At 56.7% G+C, this 24,388-nt stretch carries 17 protein-coding genes, 1 tRNA gene and 1 pseudogene; 10 read left to right on the top strand and 9 right to left on the bottom strand.

Annotated features, from left to right (window positions below):
* Window positions 1-112 precede the first annotated feature (112 nt).
* Window positions 113-505 carry an ArsR/SmtB family transcription factor gene (locus RBB81_RS22135; protein ID WP_179587047.1) on the top strand — a complete coding sequence of 131 codons (393 nt, stop codon included), beginning with the start codon at window positions 113-115 and terminating at the stop codon, window positions 503-505.
* A gap of 115 nt (window positions 506-620) precedes the next feature.
* Here the strand turns inward: RBB81_RS22135 and RBB81_RS22130 are convergent, their stop codons facing one another.
* Together RBB81_RS22130 and RBB81_RS22125 are read right to left on the bottom strand one after the other, a co-directional pair.
* The gene (locus tag RBB81_RS22130; protein WP_179585224.1) at window positions 621-1,376 is read right to left on the bottom strand and encodes a hypothetical protein; all 756 of its coding nucleotides are present in this window, start codon (window positions 1,374-1,376) and stop codon (window positions 621-623) included.
* A gap of 362 nt (window positions 1,377-1,738) precedes the next feature.
* Window positions 1,739-1,816 (bottom strand) — tRNA-Glu (locus RBB81_RS22125).
* Window positions 1,817-1,926: 110 nt separating this feature from the next.
* Here RBB81_RS22125 and RBB81_RS22120 point away from each other — a divergent pair.
* The 9 genes from RBB81_RS22120 to RBB81_RS22080 all read left to right on the top strand — a co-directional run bounded on the left by RBB81_RS22120 (window position 1,927) and on the right by RBB81_RS22080 (window position 17,454).
* A complete protein-coding gene (locus RBB81_RS22120) occupies window positions 1,927-2,694 on the top strand; it encodes a queuosine precursor transporter (RefSeq protein ID WP_353072185.1) in 768 nt (255 codons plus the stop codon).
* Between the two features lie 218 nt (window positions 2,695-2,912).
* Window positions 2,913-4,004 (top strand): efflux RND transporter periplasmic adaptor subunit, encoded by a 1,092-nt coding sequence (locus tag RBB81_RS22115; protein WP_353072184.1) that lies wholly within the window; start codon window positions 2,913-2,915, stop codon window positions 4,002-4,004.
* A 93-nt stretch (window positions 4,005-4,097) separates the two neighbouring features.
* Window positions 4,098-7,355: an efflux RND transporter permease subunit gene (locus RBB81_RS22110; protein ID WP_179585220.1), complete on the top strand. Its 3,258-nt coding sequence runs from the start codon at window positions 4,098-4,100 to the stop codon at window positions 7,353-7,355.
* A gap of 249 nt (window positions 7,356-7,604) precedes the next feature.
* The gene (gene fahA, locus RBB81_RS22105; RefSeq protein WP_353072183.1) at window positions 7,605-8,906 is read left to right on the top strand and encodes a fumarylacetoacetase; all 1,302 of its coding nucleotides are present in this window, start codon (window positions 7,605-7,607) and stop codon (window positions 8,904-8,906) included.
* Window positions 8,907-8,990: 84 nt separating this feature from the next.
* On the top strand, window positions 8,991-10,124 hold the full coding sequence (gene hppD, locus RBB81_RS22100) for a 4-hydroxyphenylpyruvate dioxygenase (RefSeq protein ID WP_353072182.1): 1,134 nt from the start codon (window positions 8,991-8,993) through the stop codon (window positions 10,122-10,124).
* Window positions 10,125-10,240: 116 nt separating this feature from the next.
* Window positions 10,241-11,218 carry a family 43 glycosylhydrolase gene (locus RBB81_RS22095; RefSeq protein ID WP_353072181.1) on the top strand — a complete coding sequence of 326 codons (978 nt, stop codon included), beginning with the start codon at window positions 10,241-10,243 and terminating at the stop codon, window positions 11,216-11,218.
* A gap of 249 nt (window positions 11,219-11,467) precedes the next feature.
* Window positions 11,468-13,387, top strand: a complete 1,920-nt coding sequence (locus RBB81_RS22090) for a CRTAC1 family protein (protein ID WP_353072180.1) — start codon at window positions 11,468-11,470, stop codon at window positions 13,385-13,387.
* A 68-nt stretch (window positions 13,388-13,455) separates the two neighbouring features.
* Window positions 13,456-15,753 (top strand): tetratricopeptide repeat protein, encoded by a 2,298-nt coding sequence (locus RBB81_RS22085; protein WP_353072179.1) that lies wholly within the window; start codon window positions 13,456-13,458, stop codon window positions 15,751-15,753.
* Window positions 15,754-16,587: 834 nt separating this feature from the next.
* The gene (locus RBB81_RS22080; RefSeq protein WP_353072178.1) at window positions 16,588-17,454 is read left to right on the top strand and encodes a tetratricopeptide repeat protein; all 867 of its coding nucleotides are present in this window, start codon (window positions 16,588-16,590) and stop codon (window positions 17,452-17,454) included.
* A 152-nt stretch (window positions 17,455-17,606) separates the two neighbouring features.
* On the opposite strand, the gene RBB81_RS22075 is transcribed toward RBB81_RS22080, so the two are convergent.
* The 7 genes and pseudogenes from RBB81_RS22075 to RBB81_RS22045 all read right to left on the bottom strand — a co-directional run bounded on the left by RBB81_RS22075 (window position 17,607) and on the right by RBB81_RS22045 (window position 24,368).
* Window positions 17,607-20,963: a TonB-dependent receptor gene (locus RBB81_RS22075; RefSeq protein WP_353072177.1), complete on the bottom strand. Its 3,357-nt coding sequence runs from the start codon at window positions 20,961-20,963 to the stop codon at window positions 17,607-17,609.
* A gap of 179 nt (window positions 20,964-21,142) precedes the next feature.
* A complete protein-coding gene (locus RBB81_RS22070) occupies window positions 21,143-21,394 on the bottom strand; it encodes a TOBE domain-containing protein (protein WP_257025802.1) in 252 nt (83 codons plus the stop codon).
* A gap of 69 nt (window positions 21,395-21,463) precedes the next feature.
* Window positions 21,464-21,523: pseudogene (locus RBB81_RS23535) on the bottom strand (molybdenum-pterin-binding protein); the annotation flags it as partial.
* Window positions 21,524-21,620: 97 nt separating this feature from the next.
* Window positions 21,621-23,000 (bottom strand): FAD-containing oxidoreductase, encoded by a 1,380-nt coding sequence (locus RBB81_RS22060; RefSeq protein ID WP_353072176.1) that lies wholly within the window; start codon window positions 22,998-23,000, stop codon window positions 21,621-21,623.
* On the bottom strand, window positions 22,997-23,461 hold the full coding sequence (locus RBB81_RS22055; RefSeq protein WP_179585204.1) for a DUF4126 family protein: 465 nt from the start codon (window positions 23,459-23,461) through the stop codon (window positions 22,997-22,999). Before RBB81_RS22055 ends, RBB81_RS22060 begins: the two co-directional genes overlap by 4 nt.
* A 212-nt stretch (window positions 23,462-23,673) precedes the next feature.
* The gene (locus RBB81_RS22050; RefSeq protein WP_353072175.1) at window positions 23,674-24,150 is read right to left on the bottom strand and encodes a nuclear transport factor 2 family protein; all 477 of its coding nucleotides are present in this window, start codon (window positions 24,148-24,150) and stop codon (window positions 23,674-23,676) included.
* A 44-nt stretch (window positions 24,151-24,194) separates the two neighbouring features.
* Window positions 24,195-24,368, bottom strand: coding sequence for a hypothetical protein (locus RBB81_RS22045; protein ID WP_183792653.1), 174 nt, complete (start codon window positions 24,366-24,368; stop codon window positions 24,195-24,197).
* Between the last annotated feature and the right edge of the window lie 20 nt (window positions 24,369-24,388).

Below are 24,388 nucleotides of genomic sequence, written 5' to 3'. Positions count from 1 at the left end.
AAGGCAGGCTCTTATTACTGCTGAGTAGATGGAGTTCGATCAGGAGAAGATTCATTAGTTCTGGTTTTATGCACTATTGAACAATTTATGTAAAAAGACTATCGTGGTGTTCATGAGGCCTCTATTCCACCCCTCGGTCCAGGACGTGACGGTTGAAGCGATCCTTCATGCCTTGTCTGACCCGGTGCGTGTGGCGATCTATGCCGACATTGTGGGACAGGAGTGTTCCCACAACTGTTTGGCGTTTTCGAATATCAGCGAGAAACCGATACCGAAGTCAACGCTTTCGCAGCACTTCAAAATACTTCGCGAGGCCGGGTTGATACGGGGCGAGCGTCAAGGTGTCGAGATGCACAACACTTCTCGTTGCGCGGAGATCGACAAGCGCTTCCCAGGGTTGATCGGAGCTATTGTTACGGCGCACAATATCCAGCTGGCCGACGGGGTGCGGCAGACTAAGGCGATCAGACGGAAGTCTTCTCAGCGGATTGTAAGAAGTAAGTAAAGGCACAGCGACAAGATCAGAGACTCGCGACCCCGACCGTGCGTGATGCTGTCCGGCCGACAAGCCACTCCCAACGAAGAATGAAAGTGTGAATCGATCAGGAGCCCGTCTGCTTTCAATGTCCCATCTGGCTCAGCGCATCGAGAATCGGGGTCGGCAATATCTTGAGAACTCCGCTGAATGGCGTATACATCTCCAGGATGAGGAAGATCGCAGAGGAAACCGCCATCGCTCCAAGAGCTAGTATTATCAGGACCGTGGGGTTGGGCGGGGCGAAAAGACCGAAGCTGACAAAGATGGCGGCCAGCCACGAGACCAAGACCAACAGGAGTGGAATCGGAACGGCGTTCTGCTCCGCCCTGAGGAACATTAGCCATTGAGTCTGCCGTAAGCCAAAAACCATTGTCATGATCTGGGCTTTCTCGGCGACCTGTCTGTCATCTTTCGGGGCCAGCAACTCCAGCTTGCCGAAAAGAATTTCGCCGTGATCCCCCGGTCTGAGTTCGAACTTCCGGGATGCCTGACTTGGCCAGATGCGCTCGAGACCAGCCTCCACTGTCTGGTGAAACTCCGCACGAATTGGCCCGGTCTCGGGGCCATACTTTACCAGTAGGCGATCAATGGCGACAATCTCCGAGGACATCTCCGCTACCTCGTTCTTGCGAGCATCGTAGGAAGACTTTGCGGAAGAGATCAGCATCCCGAGGACCAGCGCGGCCATGGTCGCAATGAGCCCAGTCGCGAGCCTGATGACTTCCTTTGCATCTGATTCGACGTGATCGTCCGGAACGACCCGGCGGACAGCCATGCCGACGAGAGCCGCGGCGAAGACGGATACGAAGATGATCGAGCTGACTACGATTGAATTCATCAGTATCCCCTTTCGACTACGCCATTCTTGCAAGGCAGGTAGATTTCTGCCCGTAGCAAAGTTTGGCGCGGACCGTTCTGCAAACTGCGGGGTCCGCCTTCTGTCGGAATCACTATAGGAGGGTGCATGACCCAAAGACAACGTTGCAGACCCTAAAATGCTAGCCGTGTATGCATTAATCCGTTAGCGTCCCGAAGGACCTAGTGGGAAAGCGGCTTGGTCCAGTAGCAACCAAAATTGCAACCGAAACGGTGACACAATGCAACCGGCCCGGGGAAAGGGCGAATAGCGGGCAGCCACAATAGTGGCACAGGTCACCTTCCTGCGACACTATTGTTTTAATTTAGGTCTTTTAGAATCTTTGGTGTCCCCGATGGGATTCGAACCCATGTTATCGCCGTGAAAGGGCGGTGTCCTGGGCCGGGCTAGACGACGGGGACGCACCAGGTAGAAGGCACCCGCAGCACCCTCACCACTTCTAACGCTAACAACCGAGCCATGCTCTGTCAAAAACTGGCGCGCCTCACGTTGGCACGGCATACTGGTATCGATGCCGTCGCAACTCCACACGATCCAACCGGCCCCCACGCCATCGACTCTTCGCAGTTTCAAGTATCTTGACGCCCTCACGACCGCATTCGTCGTCATCCTGCTCGTCTCGAACCTCATCGCGCAAAAGGTCTGCCTCTTCGGGCCAATCTCGATCGGCAGCCGGTCCATCGGCCCATTCGCGGTCAGCGGAGCGGTTCTCCTGTTTCCCATCACCTATATCTTCGGAGACGTCTTTACCGAGGTGTACGGCTTCGCCGCCTCACGGAGAGCCATCTGGCTGGGCTTCCTCGGCACCGCCCTCCTGTATCTCATCGGAGCCGTCGTCATCGCACTGCCCTCTGCTCCGGGGTGGAAGAATCAGCAGGCGTTCTCTGCGGTCTTTGGTTTTATCCCGCGCATCCTGGCCGCCAGTCTTACCGCCTTCTGGGCCGGTGAGTTCGCCAACTCCTATACTATGGCGCGGCTCAAGCTCTTCACGAACGGACGCATGCTTTGGACCCGTACCATCGGTTCCACCGTCGTCGGCCAGGCGGTCGACACGGTTCTTGTCATTATTCTGACCTTTGGCGGAATATATCCCGTCCGCATCCTCCTCAACATAATCGTCACCGGTTACGCCCTGAAGGTAGGCTATGAGGTGGTCGCTACCCCGATCACGTATCTTGTCATAAACTGGCTCAAGCGAGCCGAGCAAGCCGATGCGTTTGATCGTCACCAGAGCTTCAACCCTTTTGCATTTGCTGAAAAGAGCAGTTTGGACGCCTGACACCCCCGGGGAATTGGTTGGGACACCTTCAAAAACTCTTTAGATACATATTCCCGAACCCTTCTCGGGGACGCAGTCATCTAAAATGGAAATCCTGAGTCGTAGCCAGTAAAACGTTGATCCGCAGAATCTTGCGCCGTAAATCTTCCTGTCCACCACTTATTGCAACCCGTTTGGTGGCTTGTCGTCGAAGTCGTCGCTTGTGAAGGAGAAGTTCTGTGCCCTTGATTTTGAACACCCCCCGCGTCCTCCCAGTGCTTGTCTGCGCGGCTGCATGCCTGGTCGCAGGTTGCAAGTCGGCACCGCCCGCGCAGCCTCCCCCGCAGGCCATGCCGGTGAAGGTAGCACCCGTCTCGTTGTCGCCTGTTCCCAACTCCGACACCTACGTCGCCACCATCAAGAGCCGTCGCTCGTCCACCATGCAACCGCAGGTCGACGGCAACCTGGTCAAGATCTTCGTGAAGTCCGGCGACGCCGTAAAAGCCGGTCAGGTGCTTATGCGAATCGATCCCTTGAAGCAGATGGCATCGGTCCAGTCGCAGCAGGGAACTCAGGCGCAGAAGAAGGCCCTCTACGACTACAACAAGATCGAAGTCGACCGGCAGCGCAAGCTATTCGAAGCCGGGGTGGTCTCGCGGGACACATACGACCAGGCGAATCAGGCCTACGAAAACTCCAAGGCCGACTTCGAGTCCAACCAGGCCCTCACCGATACCCAGAAGCAGCAACTCGCCTACTACGATATCCGCGCCCCCTTTAACGGCGTTGTGGGCGATATCCCAGTTCACCTCGGCGACTACGTCTCACCCACCACGCTGCTGACCACGGTGGACGAGAACGCTGACCTTGAAGCTTATATCTACATCCCAACTGAACGCGCCGGCAGCATTCGTAATGGACTTCCGGTAGAGATTCTAGATACGGCAGGCAACGTCCTGGTCAAAACGAAGGTTGACTTCATCTCGCCGCAGGTTGATAACGGACTGCAAAGCGTCCTCGCTAAGGCAAGTGTCCCACGGACGGCGGACATTCTTCGGAACCAGCAGCTGGTGAAGGCTCGCATCACCTGGAGCACCGCACCTGCGCCCACAGTGCCGGTCCTTGCCGTCAGTCTCGTCGGCGGCCAGACCTTCGTCTACGTCGCAACGCCTAAAGGGGACGGCTACGTTGCGCACCAGGTGCCGGTCACCGTCGGCGAAACAGTCGGTAACACCTATCCCGTTCTTGGGGGTCTCAAGACGGGAGAAAAAGTAATCACCTCTGGCCTGCAGTTTCTGCAGGAGGGTGCGCCGGTCAAGCCACTCGGCTAATCAACTGATTCATCGATCCCTGCGGACTTCATCCTGACTCCGCACAGTCTCACGCTCCACCCCGGGGCCAGCCGCTCCGGTTAGAGGTCAGCCTTGTTCGTAGACTTTTTTATTCGTCGTCCGATCTTCGCCACGGTCTGTGCGCTCCTCATCGTGCTCGCTGGCGCGGTCTGCATTCCGAGCCTTCCGATCTCGCTCTATCCGGATCTCGCGCCGCCTCAGGTCATCGTCTCCAGCAACTACATCGGCGCCAACTCGAAAGACGTCGAGTCCGCCGTCACCATCATCCTCGAGCAGGCCATCAACGGCGTTGAAGGTATGCGGTACATGAGCTCCACCAGCTCCAACGATGGCACCTCTTCTATCATCGTCACCTTCCAGACTGGCTATAACCTCGACATAGCCGCTGTTGACGTACAGAATCGCGTTGCCACCGTTCAAGGCCGTCTCCCCGCCACCGTCAACAACACCGGTATCAGCATCACCAAGGCAAGCTCGAACTTCATCTTCGCCGCCGGCTTCATCTCTCCCGACCACTCCCTCTCCCCGGCCTTCATCTCCAACTACCTCGACGTCTATGTCTCGGATGCACTCAAGCGCGTCCCCGGCGTCGGTGCCGTCATCATCTTCGGCGAGCGCAAGTACGCCATGCGCCTTTGGCTTGATCCCAACCGGCTCGCGGCCCGCGGTCTCACCGCACTCGATGTCACCAATGCCCTCGCAGGGCAGAACGTAGAAGTGCCCGCCGGACAACTCGGGCAACCTCCCTCCGATCCCAAGCAGGTCTTCCAGATGGCGGTTCGAGTCATCGGCCGCTTTGACGACCCGAAACAGTTCGAAAACATCGTCATCAAAAACAATCCCACCGCCGGCGGCGTTGTTCTGTTCAAAGATATCGGCCGCGCGGAGCTAGGCGCCGAAACCTACAGCACAGCCCTCAAATACTCCGGCGGAGATGCCATCGGTGTCGGCGTCCAGCAGCTCTCCAACGCCAACGCCCTCGACGTCGACAAGAAGTGCCGCGCCGTCCTCGCAGAGCTCCAGAAGAACTTCCCCCCTGGCATGAAGGGCATCATCGCAGTCGACACCACCCTTGTCATCGGCGAGTCGGTCAACGAGGTCGTCACCACCATCGGCGAAGCGATCGTCATCGTCATCATCGTGATCTTCCTCTTCCTGCAGGACTGGCGCGCCACCATCATCCCCGCCGTCACCATCCCGGTCTCGCTCATCGGCACCTTCGCCTTCATCAAGATCTTCGGCTTCAGCATCAACTCCCTCACCCTCTTCGGCATCACTCTCGCTACAGGTCTAGTCGTCGACGACGCCATCGTCGTGATCGAAAACGTGCAGCGCCACCTCTCCGGCCACTCCATCATCCCGGAGCGCCACGAACTCAGCGAACCCGACCCCTACGCCCCCGACACTCTCGCGCAGGAGAAGGTTGGCAAAGGCATGCAGCAGACCTCCTCCGATCCCCACAAGGCCACCAGCATCGCCATGGCCGAGGTCACCAGCGCCGTCATCGCCACCTCGCTCGTCCTCATCTCCGTCTTCATCCCAGTCAGCTTCTTTCCCGGCACCACCGGCATTCTCTATAAACAGTTCTCGCTTACCATCGCCTTCTCCATTGCGATCTCAGCCTTCAACGCCCTCACCCTCTCGCCGGCCCTCGCCGCCATCCTCCTGCGTCCGGAACAAAAAAAGACCGGCATCATGGGGCTGCTCCTGAACCCCATCGAAGCCGTCATCCAGTGGGTCATCCGGACTTATGCGCGCATCGTCACCTTCGTCGTGCGCATTCGCTACGTCATGCTTTTGTTCTTCGTCGGAGCTCTCGCAGCCACGGCGTTCATGTACAACTACGTGCCCACTGCCTTCATCCCGCAGGAAGACCAGTCCTACTTCCTCATCATCGTGCAGACGCCCCCGGGAGCCTCGCTTAGCTATACTGGCGAGTTCGCCGATCGCGTAGCTGATCTCGTACGCAAGAACGACGGCGTCTTCGGCACCTTCTCCGTCATGGGTTTCTCGCTCGCCGGCGGCAGCTCGCCAAACTCCGGCCTCATCTTCGCACCGCTTAAGCCCATCAACGACCGCACCAAGATGGGACCCAAGTTTACCGCTCACAACATCGTCCTCGACGTAGGACCCAAGCTCTTCGGCGTCCCCGGCGGTATCGCCTTCGCAGCCGAACCACCCGCCGTCGCTGGCCTCGGCACCGTCGGTGGCTTCCAGTTCATCCTGCAGGACGGTGGCCGCAACTCCTTCGACGATATCTCCCGCGTAGCCCACACACTAGTCGCGCAAGGCAGCGCCCCTGGCTCTGGCCTCACCGCGATGAACACGCAGTTCACTTCGAACGATCCGCAACTTCAGGTCATCATCGATCGGCAAAAGGCCGAGACCATCGGCGTCCCCTTCGCCCAGATCACCGCCGCCCTCGGCACCTTCATGGGCTCCAGCTACATCAACGACTTCAACTTCAACAACCGCTCCTACCGCGTCTACGTTCAGGCCGACGAGCAGTTCCGCCGCAACGCGCAGGATCTCCGCCAGTACTACGTTCGCTCCAACACCAACCAGATGATCCCGCTCGACAACCTCGCCACTGTCACTCAGATCTCGGGCCCACAGGTCATCAACCACTACAACCTCTTCCGCTCGGCCGAGATCGACGGCTCGCCCGCCCCCGGAACTAGCTCGGGTCAAGGCAACGACGCCATGGTCAAGCTCTTCCAGAAGAACAAGCTTCAGGGGATGACCTACTCCTGGACCGGTCTCGCGCTTGAAGAAGTTGAGTCCGCCGGCAAGGCCATCATCATCTTCGGCCTTGGCCTGCTGGTCGTCTACCTCACCCTCTCGGCCCAGTACGAGTCCTTTGCGCTGCCGTTCATCATCCTCCTTGCCGTTCCTATGGCGATCCTCGGCGCTCTCTCTCTCGTCTCTCTCCGCGGCCTGGTCGACGACGTCTACGTCCAGATCGGCCTGGTCATGCTCATCGGCCTCTCAGCCAAAAACTCGATCCTCATCGTCGAGTTCGCCGAGCAACTCCTCGAGCAGGGCCGCTCGATCATCGACGCCGCCATCGAGGCCGCAGAACTCCGCCTCCGACCCATCCTGATGACCTCCATCGCCTTCATTCTCGGCGTCGGTCCTCTCTTTTTCGCCACTGGAGCCGGAGCCTACGGCCGTCACTCCGTCGGCACAGCCATCGTTGGCGGCATGGTGCTCTCTACCGTGCTCAACCTCTTCTTCATCCCGGTCCTCTATGTCATCCTGAAGACTATCCTCGTTAAGTACTCGCGCAAAAAAGCCGTAGCCCCAAACACGGAACTACCCGCTAAATAGGAGCGATGTCCTGCCGGACGGGAGCCCTGCGCGGCGGCGGTCAGTTCGTGTGACGTGTGTACCGTTCCAGGCAGGAAGAATATCCACGGTCCTCCCGCTGGACGGCACGGGCACTAGCTTGCGACCAACGGGAGCACCCCGCGAAGCAACTACAAGTCACGAAGTGACCGCTGCCCGCGCAGGGCGCCCGTCCGGCAGGACAAGATCTCCAGAAAACGCTCAGCCCTCTTGGGTCGGCTATCATGCTCCATGGCAAAACAAAGCATTGCGGCTCACAAGAGCTGGCTTCCCGACGCCAACCACCCCACCACCGACTTTCCGCTCACTCATCTCCCCTACGGCGCTTTCGCGGTCGAGGACCAGCAACATCTCTGCGTCGCCATTGGAGCCCACCTCCTCGATCTTCACGCCTGTGCCGCATCAGGCCTGCTTCCCGCCACCCTCACGGAAGCCTGCCAGGCTCCCACCCTCAACCTGCTCATGTCTCAGGGCTCTCAATCCTGGGCTCTCCTCCGCAAAACCCTCACCACTCTTCTCCACGCCGACGTAAAATCCGAGCACAAGGAAAAAGCCGAAGCCGCGCTACACTCCATCGCCGGATCAACCTTCCAAAAACCGGTCCACATCCCCAACTACACCGACTTCTACGCCTCCATCCACCACGCCACCCGTGTCGGTCAGCTTTTCCGCCCCGACCAGCCTCTCCTCCCCAACTACAAGCACATTCCTATCGGCTATCACGGGCGGGCCTCTTCCATCCTGGTGAGTGGCGAACCCATCGTCCGACCCATCGGCCAAACCCGCCCGTCCGCCGAAGAAATCCAACCCAATTTCATTCCCACCAGCAAGCTGGACTACGAATTGGAACTGGCGCTTTACATAGGGAAGCCCAGTACTCAGGGCACCCCTGTCCCCATCTCCGATGCAGCCGATCGCCTCTTCGGCATCAGCCTCCTCAACGACTGGTCGGCCCGCGACATCCAGTCCTGGGAGTACCAGCCTCTCGGCCCCTTTCTGGCCAAAAACTTCGCTACCACCGTCTCCCCCTGGGTCACCCCAATCGCCGCACTGGAACCCTTCCGAGTCCCCGCAGCCGGTCGCTTGGCCACCGATCCGAAACCTCTTTCCTATCTCCACTCCGCCGCAGACCAGAAGTCCGGAGGATTGGATGTAGCACTTGAAGTCTTTCTCCTAACCGCAACCATGAAAGCTAATAAACTTGAACCTTTCCGGCTCAGCCAATCCAACGCCCAGGACCTTTACTGGACCCCCGCCCAACTGATCACTCACCACACGAGCAACGGCTGCAACCTCCAGGCAGGCGACATCCTCGCCACCGGAACGATCTCCGGCCCCGCCGAAGCCTCCGCCGGCTGTCTCCTCGAGCTCACCCGCAACGGCGCCCAACCCATCCTTCTCCCGACTGCCGAAACCCGCACCTTCCTCGAAGACGGCGACGAGATCATCCTTCGCGGCTCCTGCGAATCGCCAGGCCATCCCCGCATCGGACTAGGCGAGTGCCGCGCCACCATCCACTCAGCCCGCACCTGACCGCCCTAGCCAACTCCAACCCAAGTGAACTATCCTCATCTTGCGCCGCGGGCTACCCACGCCCGCCGCATCGGAGACCTCCTCATGGCAACACACGCCCCGACCCATCCCCAACAAGAATCAGCCACCACCGACTTTCTCCCCCTCAAGGGAACCGACCACGTCGAGTTTTACGTCGGCAACGCTCGTCAGGCCGCTTATTTTTACCGCGCCGCCTTCGGCATGTCGCTCGTCGCCTACTCCGGCCCCGAGACCGGTCAGCGTGACCGCGCCAGCTACGTCCTCCAGCAAGGCAAGGTGCGTTTTGTCCTCACGACTACCCTTCGCACAGACTCCGATATCTCCCGCCACGTCGACAAGCACGGCGACGGCGTCCACTCGATCGCCCTCTGGGTCGATAACGCCCGCCAGTCCTGGCTCGAAACCACCAGTCGCGGAGCGCGCAGCATCCAGGCACCCACCGACGCGAAGGACGCCGGCGGCAGCGTCACCACCGCCAGCATCGCCGCCTACGGCGACACCATTCACACCTTCGTCGAGCGCACCCACTATAGCGGTCCCTTCCTCCCCGGGTATCAGGCCGTCTCCAATGACAACATCGCCCGCCCCGTTGGCCTCCTTCACATCGACCACATCGTCGGCAACGTCGGCTGGAACTCCATGAATCAATGGGTCGACTTCTACCGCGACGTCATGGGTTTTGGTCTCTACCAGCACTTCGACGACAACGACATCTCCACCGAGTACTCCGCCCTCATGTCTAAGGTGATGGCCAACGGCAACGGCTACGTCAAATTCCCCATCAACGAACCCGCCGAAGGCCGCCGAAAGTCCCAGATCGAGGAGTACCTCGACTTCTACCAGGGCCCGGGCGTCCAGCACATGGCTCTCGCCACCAACGACATCCTTGCCACAGTCGCCGCCATGAAGCAGCAGGGCGTCGACTTCCTCACCGTCCCCCACTCCTACTACACGGAGCTGCAGACGCGCATCGGTAAGATCGACGAGCCCATCGAAGAGCTCGAAAAACTGGGCGTCCTCGTCGACCGCGACAACGAAGGCTATATGCTCCAGATCTTCACCAAGCCTGTCGAAGACCGCCCCACCGTCTTCTACGAGATTATCCAGCGCAAGGGAAGCCGCAGCTTCGGCAAAGGAAACTTCAAGGCTCTCTTCGAAGCTATCGAGAGAGAGCAGGAGTTGCGCGGAAATCTGTAGACAACAGGAGCGACGCGGTAAGCTCTAACTAGGCCGCCTCACGCCAACTTCATCGCAGGCAGGTCGAACGAAAGGTAGACTTGGTGGCTCTGCTGACAGAAAAATCACATTCAGCATTGTCGCGTCTCGCTGCCTGTTGCTGTCTCGCCTGGCTGCTCCTTCTGCGCCCAGGCAACGTCTCCGGGGCCATAACACCCGGAGCCGTCTGGCTCGATAATCGCGGCCAGCAGATTCAAGCTCACGGCGGCGGCATCCTGAAGGTCGACGACACCTTCTTCTGGTTTGGGGAGGATCGCTCCCAGGGTCTCGATCCGAATAAGCGCTACGTCAGCTGTTACGCGTCGAAAGATCTCGAGCACTGGACCTTCCGCAATCAGGTCCTCAAGCTCTCCGACCCCGAGAACTTTGGCCTAGGCTGGCTCATTGAACGTCCTAAGGTCTTCTACAACGCAGCGACAAAGAAGTACATCCTCTACGCCCACGTCGACGACGGCACTTACAAACTCGCCCGCGTCGGAATTGCTATCAGCGACACAGTCGACGGAAACTATCGCTACCTCAAAAGCTTTCGCCCTCTCGGATTGGAGAGCCGCGACATAGGCCAGTTCATCGACGACGACGGCACAGCTTACCTCATCTTCGAAAGCCGCCCCACCAAAGGATTTGTCATCGCCCGCCTCTCTCCCGACTACCTCAACGTCGAGAAGCAGATGAGTCTCGTCCCCGCTCCGCTCGAAGGGGGCGCCGTGGTCCACTATAAGGGCCTGTACTACGTCATCGGTTCCCATCTCACAGGATGGAATCCGAACCCCAACGTGTACGCCACCGCCACCAGTCTCGAAGGTCCATGGACAGAGTTCAAAGACATCGCTCCTCCAGCGCTCAAAACCTATAACTCGCAATCCTCCACGCTGCTCAGGATCATAGGCACAAAGACAACCTCGGTGATCTTCATGGCCGATCAGTGGAAGCCAAAAGAGTTATGGGACTCGCGCTACCTATGGATGCCTCTGCAAATTGATGGAGGTCAGCTTCTACTTCCCGAGCCCAGGCCGTGGACGATCGATATCAATACCGGGGAGGCAAAGTATTAGCGCGATCGGCAAGACGCGTTGCCCCATAATGCTTGGTCGAAATAGTGATAGACACGAGCACTTACAAGAACGATGATGCTGGGGCGACGACTTAATCGCCAGCAAAGGGGCAAGATCACGCGCTTATTGGCAATCCTTCTGGGACTATGTGCTCTCGCGGGACGGAGCATGCCGGGTTTCGTGAATGTTTCTTCTCGCTTAAGCTTCGAACCCAGCGCTTGAAAGTTAACGGATGAGAATAAAGAGGTTATGAAACACCTTCAAAAAACGATCCTAACGATCGCTTTGACAGGCGAGCTCTTCGCGGGCGCACTCGGGGCGGCACAGGAAACAGGTAAGGCTGGCGCGGGTTCGACTCAAGACCAGCCCGTCCCGACTGTCCCACATGGCGGGTCTGCGACAGCAGGTGTGTTTGCTGCGGTAAAGGATTCAGAGTTGCGTCCAATTACGGCTGGAGGGTTTGTTAACGACGGACCAGTGATCTTCAAAGATGTCGCCAAACAAGCCGGCCTGACAGGGTGGCATCACGTGATGGGCACGCCGGAAAAGAGGTACATTTTGGAAGCGCCTGGATCGGGGGTAGCCTTACTGGACTATGACAATGACGGCTGGCTTGATATCTACCTGGTAAACGGCTCCACCTACGACGCTTTGAAGGGTACTGCTGATCCACCTCATGCAGCACTGTTTCACAATAACCACGACGGAACGTTTACCGATGTTGCTGCCAAGGCCGGAGTTGCCAACGATCGTTGGGGTTACGGCGTCGCAGTTGGAGATTACGACAACGACGGCTGGCCGGATATCTATGTCTCCAACTTCGGCAAGAACCGGCTCTATCACAATAACCACGATGGAACCTTTACTGACGTGGCAGAGAAGGCGGGCGTAACGTTGGGGAACTGGTCTACCGGTGCCACGTTTGGAGACTACGACGGAGATGGCCGACTCGACCTCTTCGTTCCCGGGTATGTTCACTATGACGTGAACCATCCGCCTGATCCCGGCTCCGAAACAGTCGGGCTAAGTTACTGCCAGTTTCGGGGTGTAAACACCCTGTGCGGTCCGCGTGGACTTCAGGGAGAGGCCGATCATCTCTTTCACAACAACGGGGATGGGACCTTTACTGACGTCAGCGAAAAGGCGGGCGTCTCAGATAAGGCGCGCTACTACGGATTTACGGCAGTGTTCGTCGATATCAACAATGACGGCAAGGTTGATCTGGTCGTGACGAACGATTCGTCGCCGAACTATCTATATATGAACAACGGAGATGGGACCTTTGAAGACGCAAGCTACTACTCTGGTTTTGCATTGAACCAACAGGGACGCGACCAGGCCGGCATGGGCCTGGCTGTTGGTGACTACCTCAATAATGGCTTGGTCGACCTCTACACGGGTACATTCTCCGACGACTATAAGCCGCTCTTCAGAAACGGAGGTGACCAGGGGTTCACCGAGATTAGTCCGGAGATGGGGATCGCAGAGATCACTTATCCTTTTCTCACCTGGGCGACCGAGTTTATTGATTACGACAACGACGGCTGGAAAGATATTTTTCTAGTCAATGGACACGTATATCCTCAGGTGGACAAGTACGACTGGGGAACCTCTTACGCACAGCGTCCGCTGCTATTCCATAACGTAGACAAGGGAAAGAAGTTCGAGGTAATGCCGGCGGTGATCGGAAGTGGGTTGGCGGAGGTGATTCCAGGCAGGGGAGCCGCATTCGGCGACCTTTTCAACGACGGTAAAACGGATGTCGTTATCAACTCAATGGATCATGTGCCGTCGTTGATGCGGGATGTAAGTCCAGATCACCATCACTGGGTTGGATTGAAGTTGATCGGAGGCCCAAAAAGTCCGCGAGATGCTGTGGGGGCTACGGTGTATCTGGTGGCGAACGGAGTGCGTCAGCGAGCAGATGTACTGAGCGGTGGCAGCTATGAATCTTCCAACGATCAGCGGCCACACTTTGGGATAGGTGACGCAACTACCGTGGATTCTGTGGAGATTCGCTGGCCGAGTGGAACTGTGGAACAGCTAACGCTCCCGAGTGTCGATCGTTTTTTCACCGTTCAGGAGGGGAAAGGCATTGTGCCGGGCCTTCTCGATCCGCCGGTAACGGTAAAGAAGACCGCAGAAATCAGCAGACAGAAGACTCACTAGATGAGTAGAATTCCGTCAACCTTCGCAGCAGAGTGGCTTGTAAGTCCGCGAAGAAAAAGTTGGGTACGATGCTGTTTTTCAAGTGGGCCAAAACGCGGGTGAAGGGTGTGGTTGTCAATCGTCGGCGACTGGCTGTCGCGACGGGAGCGTACGTCAGTCTGGTCGGGGTACTCGCCCTTGGGAGCGTCTTTGCTTTTCTTCCTCGAATTCAGGCTCACTCAGATTTGAGCCAGACACAGCAAAAGATTGCAGACGAAGCTGCAGTCCGCAAAGATTATGCAGATAGGGTTGGCAGAACCTACAACTTTGCCTTTGGAAAAGGAAACATCTCAACACCCGGAAATGCTGCGGTCGAGGGCGACAACTTTCTCGAGCCTGATGCGTTTCCGACGGCCGACTACTGCGGCCACTGCCACAAAGAGGCTTACCACCAGTGGCGACAGTCTTTGCATTCCAACTCATTTCGAACGCCGTTCTATCGCACGAGCGTCAATATCCTCATCAGGACTAAGGGGATAGAGTTTTCCCGCCACTGCGATAGCTGTCACAACCCGATCGCCGTCCTGGGCGGCGGGTTGACGCAGAACTCAATGGTTGACCGAAAATTTGATCAGGACGGGTTGACCTGCACCACGTGCCATTCCGTTCAGAAGCTGCAATCGACGCTCGGCAACGGTGGCTATGTGATGGGCGTACCGGCAGTTCTGGTTGATGAAAAGGGGGTTCGTATTCCAGGCTTGGTGCCGGACTCGGAGATATTGGCGCACCTTGATAGGCATTCGAAGGCGGTGATGCAGACCTTCTACCGTACGCCTGAGTTTTGCTCCGCCTGCCACAAAGCCAACTTGCCAAACCCACTGAATGATTACAAATTCATTCGCGCGTTTACCGCATACGATGAGTGGCAGAACTCAAAGTTTTCGCAGCGAAATCCTCTCACGTTCTATCAAGCTGATTTCACCACCTGCCAGGGCTGTCACATGAAGCGCGCGTCGAATGCGCTGCCCGAGCCGGGAGCGAAGAACGGTACATTCGCATCGCATCGCTGGACAGCGGGCAATACCGCCGTTCCTTTCTACTACGGGTTTGATGAGCAACTGGAGAAGACAGTCGAATTTCTGAAGACAGGCAACTATCTAAACGTCGATCTATTTGCAATTCGTAAGGCGAGTGATGACAAGCTGATCGCACCGTTGGGTTCGACTGCGTTCACTCTTGCTTCGGGTGATGTAGTACAGGTGATGACTGTTATTCAAAACAAAAACATCGGCCATTCCCTGATTCCCGAAGTGCGCGATCTGTATGAGGCTTGGGTAGAGTTTGTCGTCACGGACTCGAACGGCAAGGAGATCTATCACAGCGGTTTCATCAAGCCGGATGGAATGCTGGACGAGCGGGCACACAGTTTTACGAACCGTCCAGTCAACACAGACGGGGTGTTCGTCGACAATCACAAAGTATGGACGATCCATTCTGTCGCTTATGACAACACAGTTCAGGCAGGCAGGTCGTCTCTCATTCGCTACGAGTTTCGCATTCCTCCCGAGGCGAAGGGGGCGGTAACTATAACCGCCAAAGTGAACTATCGACATCTCCGGCAGAGCTATCTCAATAACGTTTTTGGCAAGGATCACGTTGCATATCCAATCGTCGAGCTCGCCTCGCGCAGCCGAACGCTCAACATCGGAGACAATCCTGTTAGCGCGCCTGATCCTCACGATAACGCTGACTGGATGCGCTGGAATAACCTTGGCATCGCCTATCTCGATCAACTGCAGTACAGCGACGCGATCCAGGCTTTTTCCCAGGTAATCAAGCTCCGTCCTGACTATGCGGATGGCTACACCAATATCGGCCTAACGAATATCGAATGGGAAAAATATGCTTCAGCTCGCGGGGGTCTTGAAAGAGCGCTAGAGCTAAGTCCCAACAATGCGCGTGCTCTTTACTATCTTGCATTGGTAGAACGACGAGCAGGGCATCCCGATGCTGAAGTAGAAGATCTGAAAAAAGTTCTGGCGCAGTACCCGCAATCGCGAGATGCTCGTCGCGAGCTCGGGATCTCTTACTATCAACAACGCAGGCCTCAGGAAGCGATGGAACAGTTTGAGGCGTTGCAAGCGATCGACCCTGATGACCTGACGGCCCATTACAACCTCGCACTCCTTTACCGTCGTGCTGGAATGAAGGATAAAGCCAAAGAACAATCCGCGAAGTTTGTCACGAAGAAGATAGATCCTGGCGCTCCGACTTATTCCCTGGATTTTCTCCGCAAGCATCCTGAGATCTCGATCGAAAGCGTGCCGTGGCATGTGCATAAGGATGTATCGCAACCGGAAGTAGTGAGTGCGGGGGGAGAGCACTAAGGCGCGTCGTGGGCAACCTCCTCCGCCCTTCGGCATACTCGACAACACTTTACGGTGAGATACTTCCTCCCCAGAAAGAATTACGCTAAGGGAAATAACCGTGAACACAAGAAGTTGGACCACACTAGCCTTTGTGGTGATAGCTGGCACACTCGTCAGCCCCGTGCGATGCAGGGCCCAAACTCAATGCCCTTGGCTAAATGCAGCAACGGCCGCAGGTGTTTTGGGCGGTGAGGTCCAGGCGACCACGACCCCTCTTACGTCACAGGGCGATACCACCTGCGACTTCAAGCGCAGTGAGCATTCGACCGTTTTTGAGTTGACAATTGCTGTGCACACGATGGCGCTTCCCTCGAAAGACTTTGCCATGTATCTTGCGCGATGCTCCGGTACGGCAGTTCCGCTGAAGGCGATTGGCAATGAAGCAGTCCAGTGTGTCCCGAGTAACAACTCCCTCAACGGAGGCGAGCAGATCATCGGCCGGGTACGAGATCGTGTTTTCGTCATTGACATCCAGAGAGGCTCGCCCAGACAGTCAGTTTCAACCCAAACTGGCCTGAGTGAAGAAGCGAGAAACGTTGCCGAGCAAGTAGCGGGAGCGCTCTTTTAGACATGTCCTTTATCGCTCGTTCTCCGCGCATGCATCTGGACTTGATTAAGCTGTGCTTGGTTTGCTGTGTGGGATTAACTCCGATCTCTTATGCGAAGGCACAGCAGGACGCTCGCGCGAGCGCATCAAATACTTCAACTGATTCAGTCCAGCATAGCCCGAGCCCGACAGAGGAAGTACAACGGCTAATCTCCCGTGGCCAGTTGAGCGAAGCCGAGACACGCTTGAACTCCTTGGCAACGCAACAGCCGGAGCCGGCGGGGGTAGAGCGTATGCGTGGAATGATTCGATACCAACGCAATAGCTTTGCAGACGCGAATTTAGCCTTCGAAAAAGCCATAGTTCAGGATGGCAACGATCTGCTGGCGATACAGATGCGCGGTGTGACGCTGTATCGCATGGGGCAACCGGCCGTAGCGATTCCTCTGCTTGAACGTGCGAACAGTCCAATTGCCAGCGTCAACGCCGATGGAACCTATGTTCTGGCGGTCTGTTATCTCGAAGTGCATAGATACGATGATGCGCGTCGCATCTTTGCCCAACAGTACAAAATCCCAGCCGACTCCGCAGCGGCGTATTTATTCTTGGCGCGTATGCTGTTCCGTCGCAACTACCCCGCCGAGTCCGAGCAGATGGCACGCAAAGCCCTCCAAATCGAACCAAGACTGCCTTTAGCTCATCTGTTGTTGGGACAGCTCGCCCTGTCGCGTTCAAACGCCGCTGGAGCTGTCGTCGAATTTGAAGCCGAACGGGCAATCAATCCAATGGATGGAGAGGTGTATGAGCGTCTGGGCGACTCATACCTGAGAGCTCTGCGATACGAAGATGCGCAACAGGCGTTGAACTGTGCGCTTCTACTAGAGCCGAATTCGACAGGGCCATATATTTTGCTGGGGCAGGTTCTGTTGAAACGAGATGATGCCTTGACGGCGCTAAACTATCTGTTGCGTGCGGAACACATGGATTCCAGCAATCACCTTATCCACTTGCTTCTGGGGCAGGCCTTCCGCGCTTTGGGGCGCAAGGAAGATGCGACGCGCGAGTACAAGAGCGCAGAGACTATCCAGAATGCTGTCGAAAGCCAAAGATAGTGTCATGCACGACGCCGTTCTCACTATGCGAATCTTCTTTTGCATGTGGATGCTCGAATCTCTCAGCCAACACTGTCCGAGCAGACCGGACCGTTCGCAGCGTTAGGAACGCTGTTCGTACAGACGAGCTCTAGGGTTGCACTGAAGACTGGCTATCTACTTAGTCTGATTGCGAATTGCACGACTCGAGGGTCGGTTGTAGTAGCGGTGATGCTGCCGAACGCGGGGGAACCAAAACTGCCGTTGGGCTGCGCGAACTCCGGCGTATTGGTAACGTTGAACATCTCGGCGCGGAACTCCAGGTCAGCTTTTTCTACCAGCCGGGTTCGCTTGATGAGCGATACATCCAGGTCGCGGTAGGCAGGGCCACGCACGGGGTTGCGCGATGCGGTGCCAATAACGAATTGAGGGGCTGTGCTGAATGCGGCAGTGTTGAAGTAGTGCGCGGGGGTACGCTGGCCGGCCGTCAAATTGGGGTTGCCAACGATGTCGGGGCGCTGAAGAGAAAAACCTGCGAAAGCGTTGTTATTGGTGGCCTGTGTGACGGTGACCGGCATCCCCGATTGCAGCGACAGGATGGTATTCAAGCTCCAGCCTCCGAGCATCGCGTTGCCTACCCCGGTCGAGGCGAAGCGATGGTTTCGCCCAGCCGGTAAATCGTAGATGCCGCTGAACGAGGTTACATTGGGCATATCGCCATTCGATGAGTCGCGTTCCAGATAAGGGCGGTAGGTGTCCGCTGCGATGAGAGAGCTTGTGTTGGGTGAGGAGAGAACGGTGGAGGAGAAGACGGAAGACGCATCATCGATGAGTTTGGAGTGAGTATAGGCGAAGAGGAAGGAGATACCGTGCGAGAAGCGTTGTTCGGCCTTGGCCTCAATTGCGTTGTAGTTGGTGGTTCCCGAGTTATGGCGGTACGTCGCAACGTTTTGGAAGCGAGGATAAGGTTTGATGAGTTGTGCGGCAGCGATGTTCTTCGTATTCAGAGAACTGGATGGCGGAAGTTGGCCGAAGTAAGGATTTGTGACTGGGGTGAGGAGCGAAGCGCCCTCCGCTAGCTGATCGGCCGTGAGCTGGTTAAGATTCGAGTCGGGGATACCGACGTGAATAATGTTCGACCCTACGTATGCAACCTCAACAGAGAGATTGTTAGTCACGGCGCGCTGGACGGCGAGGTTCCACTGCTGGACGTAACCCGAACCGGCGGTGCGATCGGCAGTGTATACACTTTGGCCAAGACCGGCGTTGGGAGTAAGTGGAATTGGAGCCACGGAAGGTCCGTGCGAGAGTGCAAAGGCGGCGTTCACGCTGTCCTGAGTCTTCTGCGTAACACTTTGGATGAAAGGGAATTGGGGAATAGTAAATGGAGTTGTGATCCCTGACTGGTCGATAAAGACAATTCCAAAGCCAGAGTGAATTACCGTCTTCTCGGTCGCGAGATAGGTGAACCCCACACGAGGAGCAACGTTGCCGTAGTGGAGTTCGCGGGCACTGCGCGAGTTTCCATCGACGCCTACGTAGTCAAGCTGTTGCGTCCCGAGGTTGAAGACAGCTCCTTGGTTGTTCTTTTCGGTAGAGGGATGGTGCAGGGTCCAGCGCGCTCCGATGTTGAGTGTTAGGCGATTGGAGGCCTTCCAGTCGTCTTGAAGAAAATACTCCTCGATGTAGTCGCGAGGACGGAGCTTAGCCTGTTGCAGGTCTATTTGAAAGATGTCGACCTGTCCTAGAAGAAAGCTTGCGATGGAATTACCGTTGGTGAGCTTATCGCCGGGGGCGATGACAAGACCCTGTTGATTTGTGCCGGTGGTGGTGAAGGCAAAGGAGCCGGTGGGGTTGGGCGGCGAAACAGTATTGAGTTGGTACCAACGGAAGTCGATGCCAGCCTTAATGGCGTGGGCACCGCGTGTGTAGACAGCCGTGTCGACGACCTGCCAAACCGAGGTCTGGAAGTTCGCGAAGGTGCTTGCTGAGGGACCAAGCTGCTGGATGCCAGTGAGCGTAAAGAGGGGAAGGGCATTATTGAATTCTGCGTTGGTAGGGATGCCGGGGATGCCGAGCGTGGCGGAGGCGGTACTGTCGAGTTCAGGACCGATGATATTGTTGCTGCGACGGGTGTACCCACCCGTGAGGTTGTTGACCATCCTCGGGGAGAAGATATGGGTCTCGTTGGCGACGGCCTGTTGTCCTCGCACGTTCGAGAGTCCAGGGACTCCGCCAGTACCGAGAGCTGATCCGCTGATGAGGCCGCTACCATCGGGCAACGGGGTGACGGGCTGCTCGACTTCGTTGTAGTAGGTGTAGCGGCCAAAGGCGTGGTCACGAGTACCGTACGCACCGTCGACGCGAACGTCAAACTGATTCTGATGGTCCGCGTCGTTTGCAGTGCGGCTGTAATTGTTGGCGGCATTGCCGTTGGTCGGAAGTGGAAAGCGTGCAAGGAGAGCCTGGGCGGCAGGATCGAATGGTATGTTGATGACGTCTCCGGGAAATTCCTGCCTCACATTCTTTCCATTGACGATGGTTGTGGTGGTGGGATTGTAGATATGCGAGACATTGTGGAAGATGCCGTTGCGTTCGTTGATTGTGGGGATCGTCGAGGTCAGGGTGCGGCCGATGAGCTGCTTGATTCCTTGATAGTCGCCGAAAAAGAAGAGACGATCGCGGAGAATAGGCGCGCCGAGTGTAGCGCCATAGAGGTTGCGACGATACTCAGGCTTGCGGCCCGTCGGCGCGAAGTAGTTGCGGGCATTAAGATCTTCATTGCGAAGATATTCAAAGAGGCTGCCATGCACCTCGTTAGAGCCCGACCGGGTGGCAACGTTGACCACACCACCGTTGAATCGGCCGAACTCCGCCGGCACGTTATTGGCTTCGATGGTGAATTCCGCAATGTCGTCGAGGATAGGAAAGAAGGCTACTTGACCAGGTTCGGGCTGCAGCGCAGAGATGCCGTCGTAGATGTACTCATTGGTACGGGGGCGACCGCCATTGATGCGAGGAAGCAAGGTTCCGGGAGGCAACTCGACCCCCGGGGCCAGTGTCGTGAGCTGAATGAAGTTTCTTGTATTGAGTGGAATCGCGGCAACATAGGCGCCGGAGATGTTGGTCTCGATATTGCTGGTCTCCGCTTGCAGGAGTGGCGCGTCGCTATTGACGGTTACAGTTTGTCGATCGCCTCCAGGACTCAGCGTGAGATCAAGGCTCACCGTCTGTCCAACGATGACGTTGACGCCCTCGCGATCCAGATTTTTGAACCCGGGTGTCCGTACTTCTACACGATAAGAGCCCGGGTTGAGATGGATGAAAAGATAATCGCCGGAGCTGGAGGTGGTCGTAGACTGATGCAGGTTCGTGGAAGACTCGGTTAATTCAATCGGCGCGTTTGCGATCGCGGCGCCAGAGGGATCGAGAACGCGGCCCTTCAGATCCGCTGCGATTTGAGCGGAGGCAATGGCTCCATCTATCAAGATAAAGAGGAAAAAGGCGCAAGAAAGGCGTTGAAGCTTCATGAAATCCGCTCCTGGAAACGCAGCTTTGAGGTGCGTCCGGTGGTAGTAAGGATTAGCGCGAACAGTCGAGCTGAAGACTGGCCTCCCCGCACGTGTTCCACTCGAATAGTACGAAGCTAGTCGATTTAAATCGTATAGTCAAACGATTCATCTAGGTGCCGGAGAGGCATCTACTGTGTCTATGAGGGATCGTCAAGGCGCTCAATCATTACGTCGGTCGACTTAATGAGAGCAGCTGCAAGATCGCCTTTCTTCAACTGAAGCTCGCGAACCGCATTTGCGGTGATGATTGCCGTGACATGCGTGTCTCCTACAGAGAGCACAACCTCGGCAAGCAGCCCTTGTATCTGGATACTCACAACCTTACCGGCGAGTTGATTTCTACCGCTCACCCGGCGATATCGTTGTCGCGAGTCGACTGCGGGTTTCATCTGGTCTCTTGTCAGAAAAGGCTTCAAAGCTGCCTCCGACAAGCGATGGTGCCCACCGGGGGTCTGGACGGTCTTCAACTTTCCGCTCAATATCCATTGTTTGATCGTTGGGTAGCTCACGCCCAGCATTCGGGATGCTTCTCGAGGCGTCAGCATTTGGCGAGTAGTCGACATGGCCTACAGTTTTAGCATTTTTTCGGAGTAGGAGAAACCCTGAATTTGAATTTCACCTAAGTGGTGTCATCGATTGGAGCATCGTGGGAATCAGCTCCGAAACCGTCGGATGAATGTGAACCGCGTGAGAGAGAGTAGTGTAGGGGGCGCCTGCGTACATCGTACTCAGGATGCAGTGAATGGCCTCGTCTCCGCCGGTTCCCAGGATGGCGGCTCCCAGAATTTTTTTGCTCTCTGCGTCCACTAGTATCTTCATGAAACCCTGCGACTCTCCCTTCTCGACGGCACGTCCAACTTTCGTCATTGGGCGAGTTCCAATCAAGGCAGCGCGTCCACTCTTGCGTACCTGCATTTCGGTGAGACCGACCTGTGCCAGAGGCGGGTCAACGTAAAGGGCGCTCACAGGGATGCGGTCACTGACTCGCCGCGAGGCCTTGTCGAGGAGATTATCAGCAACAATCTCAAAGTCGTTGTAAGAGGTATGAGTAAAAGCTCCTCTACCGTTACAATCTCCCAGCGCCCAGATTCCCGCAACGGAGGTTTGGAGCTGATCGTCTGCAGTGATGTAGCCGCGCTCATCAGTCCGCACGCCAGCGGCTGCCAGTCCAAGATCGTCGGTGTTCGGCCGTCTTCCAACGGCAAGCAGGATCCGCGATCCTACGACCCTAGGATGACCCTCAAGGCAGTCGAGCCCGATCGCTACTCCTTCGCCGTCGTTTTCAAGTCGGATACAGTTTGCGTCGAGACGAAGCTGAATACCCTCGGACTGCAGGATCTCCTGAACGCCGGATGAGAGGTCGTGATCCTCGTTGGGTATGATCCGCGCTTTGCGTTCGACAACTGTTACCTCAGCGCCGAAGCGGCGATACATCTGAGCAAATTCCAACCCGACGTAGCTTCCACCTACGACAATGAGGTGTTGTGGCAGTTCATCAAGATCGAGGACGGTCGTGCTGGTCAGAAAAGGAACCTCGTGGACTCCAGGCATATCTGGTACAGCCGGCCTCGCGCCAACGTTCAGAAAGATATTCTTCGCGTGAATCACCTCGTCGCCAACCCGAATCTCATTCGGAGACACGAAGCGCGCAGTCCCTGTAAAGACCGTGCATCGCTCCATGCCTCGCAGCCAGCTTTCGATGCCTGTTCGAGACTTCATAACGATGGCGTCTTTGCGAGCCAGGACTTGCTTCATATCAACGCTCACCGGTTCGCGTCGTATGACTCCGAAGTCGCTTCCTCGGCGCGCAATATGCGCTGCATGCGCGCTCGCGACCATGGCTTTGGTCGGAGTGCATCCGTTGTTTACACAGGTGCCCCCGAATAGCTTGCGCTCGACGATGGCGACCGTCCAGCCGGCCTGCGTGAGTCGGCCTGCCAACGATGGTCCTGCCTGTCCGGCACCAACGATGATTGCGTCGAAAGACTGTTTCATCCGAGTCTCGTAACCACCACGATAGCAAGTATGATCGCCACGGCGTCCTCAAGCAAGGCGGCAGGGAGATCTTTTCCAAAGACCTCACCAAGTTTGGTGCGTACGGCGGCGCCCCCAAGTGTGCCTGCAACCGCGCCCACGGCGCCGGCGACAAGGCCGAACGTCAGCGACTGTCGTGCTGCTCCCACCGCCGCTCCAGCGAACGCCCCGCTGATGACCCGCGCGATGAATTGAGGAGGCACCTTGCGGCTGGGAGTCTTGGGCAGTTTGTCGTTGATCAACTCACCGATAGCGAGGAGCGTAAAGATGTAGGGTGTCGCCGCATATCCTAAAAAGGCGAGAGGAGTGCCCTGGAGTGGCAAGATACCCAGCCGGGCTGCCCAACTTACGGCCGCGGGTGCGGTCATAGCGCGGAGCCCGGAGACAATACCAATCAAAAATGCAAGCGCAATGATGAACATAATGCTCCTGTTGCGGAGAGATATTTTACTTGTCGTGTTGACGGGGGCTTTGCGACCGCATATGAGCCGAAGATAGCTTGCCTATTTACTAAGCGTTGTTGGCTGAGGATATGTCAGGGGTGTGATAAAAGAAAGACCCCAAAAGCATACGCTGCCACCAACCCTTTCGAGGGGCTTCGGTGGCAGAGCCTCACGTCAAAGGGTCGTCGAGCCTAAAGGCCAAGCTCCGTAAGGCCCGGGTGGTCGTCTGGGCGCCGGCCAAGTGGCCAATGAAAGAGCCGCTCACTCTCTTTGATAGGGAGATCGTTGATGCAGGCATAACGATGGTGCATCACGCCGTCGTTGTCGAACTCCCAGTTTTCATTGCCGTAAGAGCGGTACCACTGGCCGGTTGCGTCATGCGATTCGTAGGCAAAACGAACCGCGATGCGGGAGCCTCCAAAGGCCCACAGCTCCTTGATGAGCCGATAATCCAACTCCTTTTGCCATTTGCGAGTGAGAAACTGAACGATCTGCTCTCGTCCGTTGACGAACTCAGAGCGATTGCGCCACTTGCTGTCAAGGGTATAAGCAAGGCAAACCTGTTCGGGATTGCGCGAGTTCCAGCCGTCTTCGGCCTTGCGTACCTTAAGGATCGCCGTCTCCTGCGTGAACGGCGGGACGAGTGCGATTGCCTGTTCCTTGCTCATGTCTATGCTCCTTCGAACTGCGCCGATTGGCCGCTAAACATACCCTATCTGTGAAGCATTACGGTCAGAACAAAAGCAAACAGAGCAATGATACCGACAACTGTGCCAAGAAGGCCCGTCGCGATAAAGATCGTTGCCGAGCGTTTGTTCTCGGGTTTGGGCGGGGTGATGCCGACTGTCATGATGAAGCCGTCGACTACTCCCTGGATAAGTCCCATCTCAGTTTCCTCTCCCTAGA

The sequence above is a fragment of the Tunturibacter gelidoferens genome (assembly GCF_040358255.1).
GTDB classification, from domain to species: Bacteria; Acidobacteriota; Terriglobia; order Terriglobales; family Acidobacteriaceae; genus Edaphobacter; species Edaphobacter gelidiferens.
This window is presented reverse-complemented; position numbering and strand designations above follow the sequence as displayed.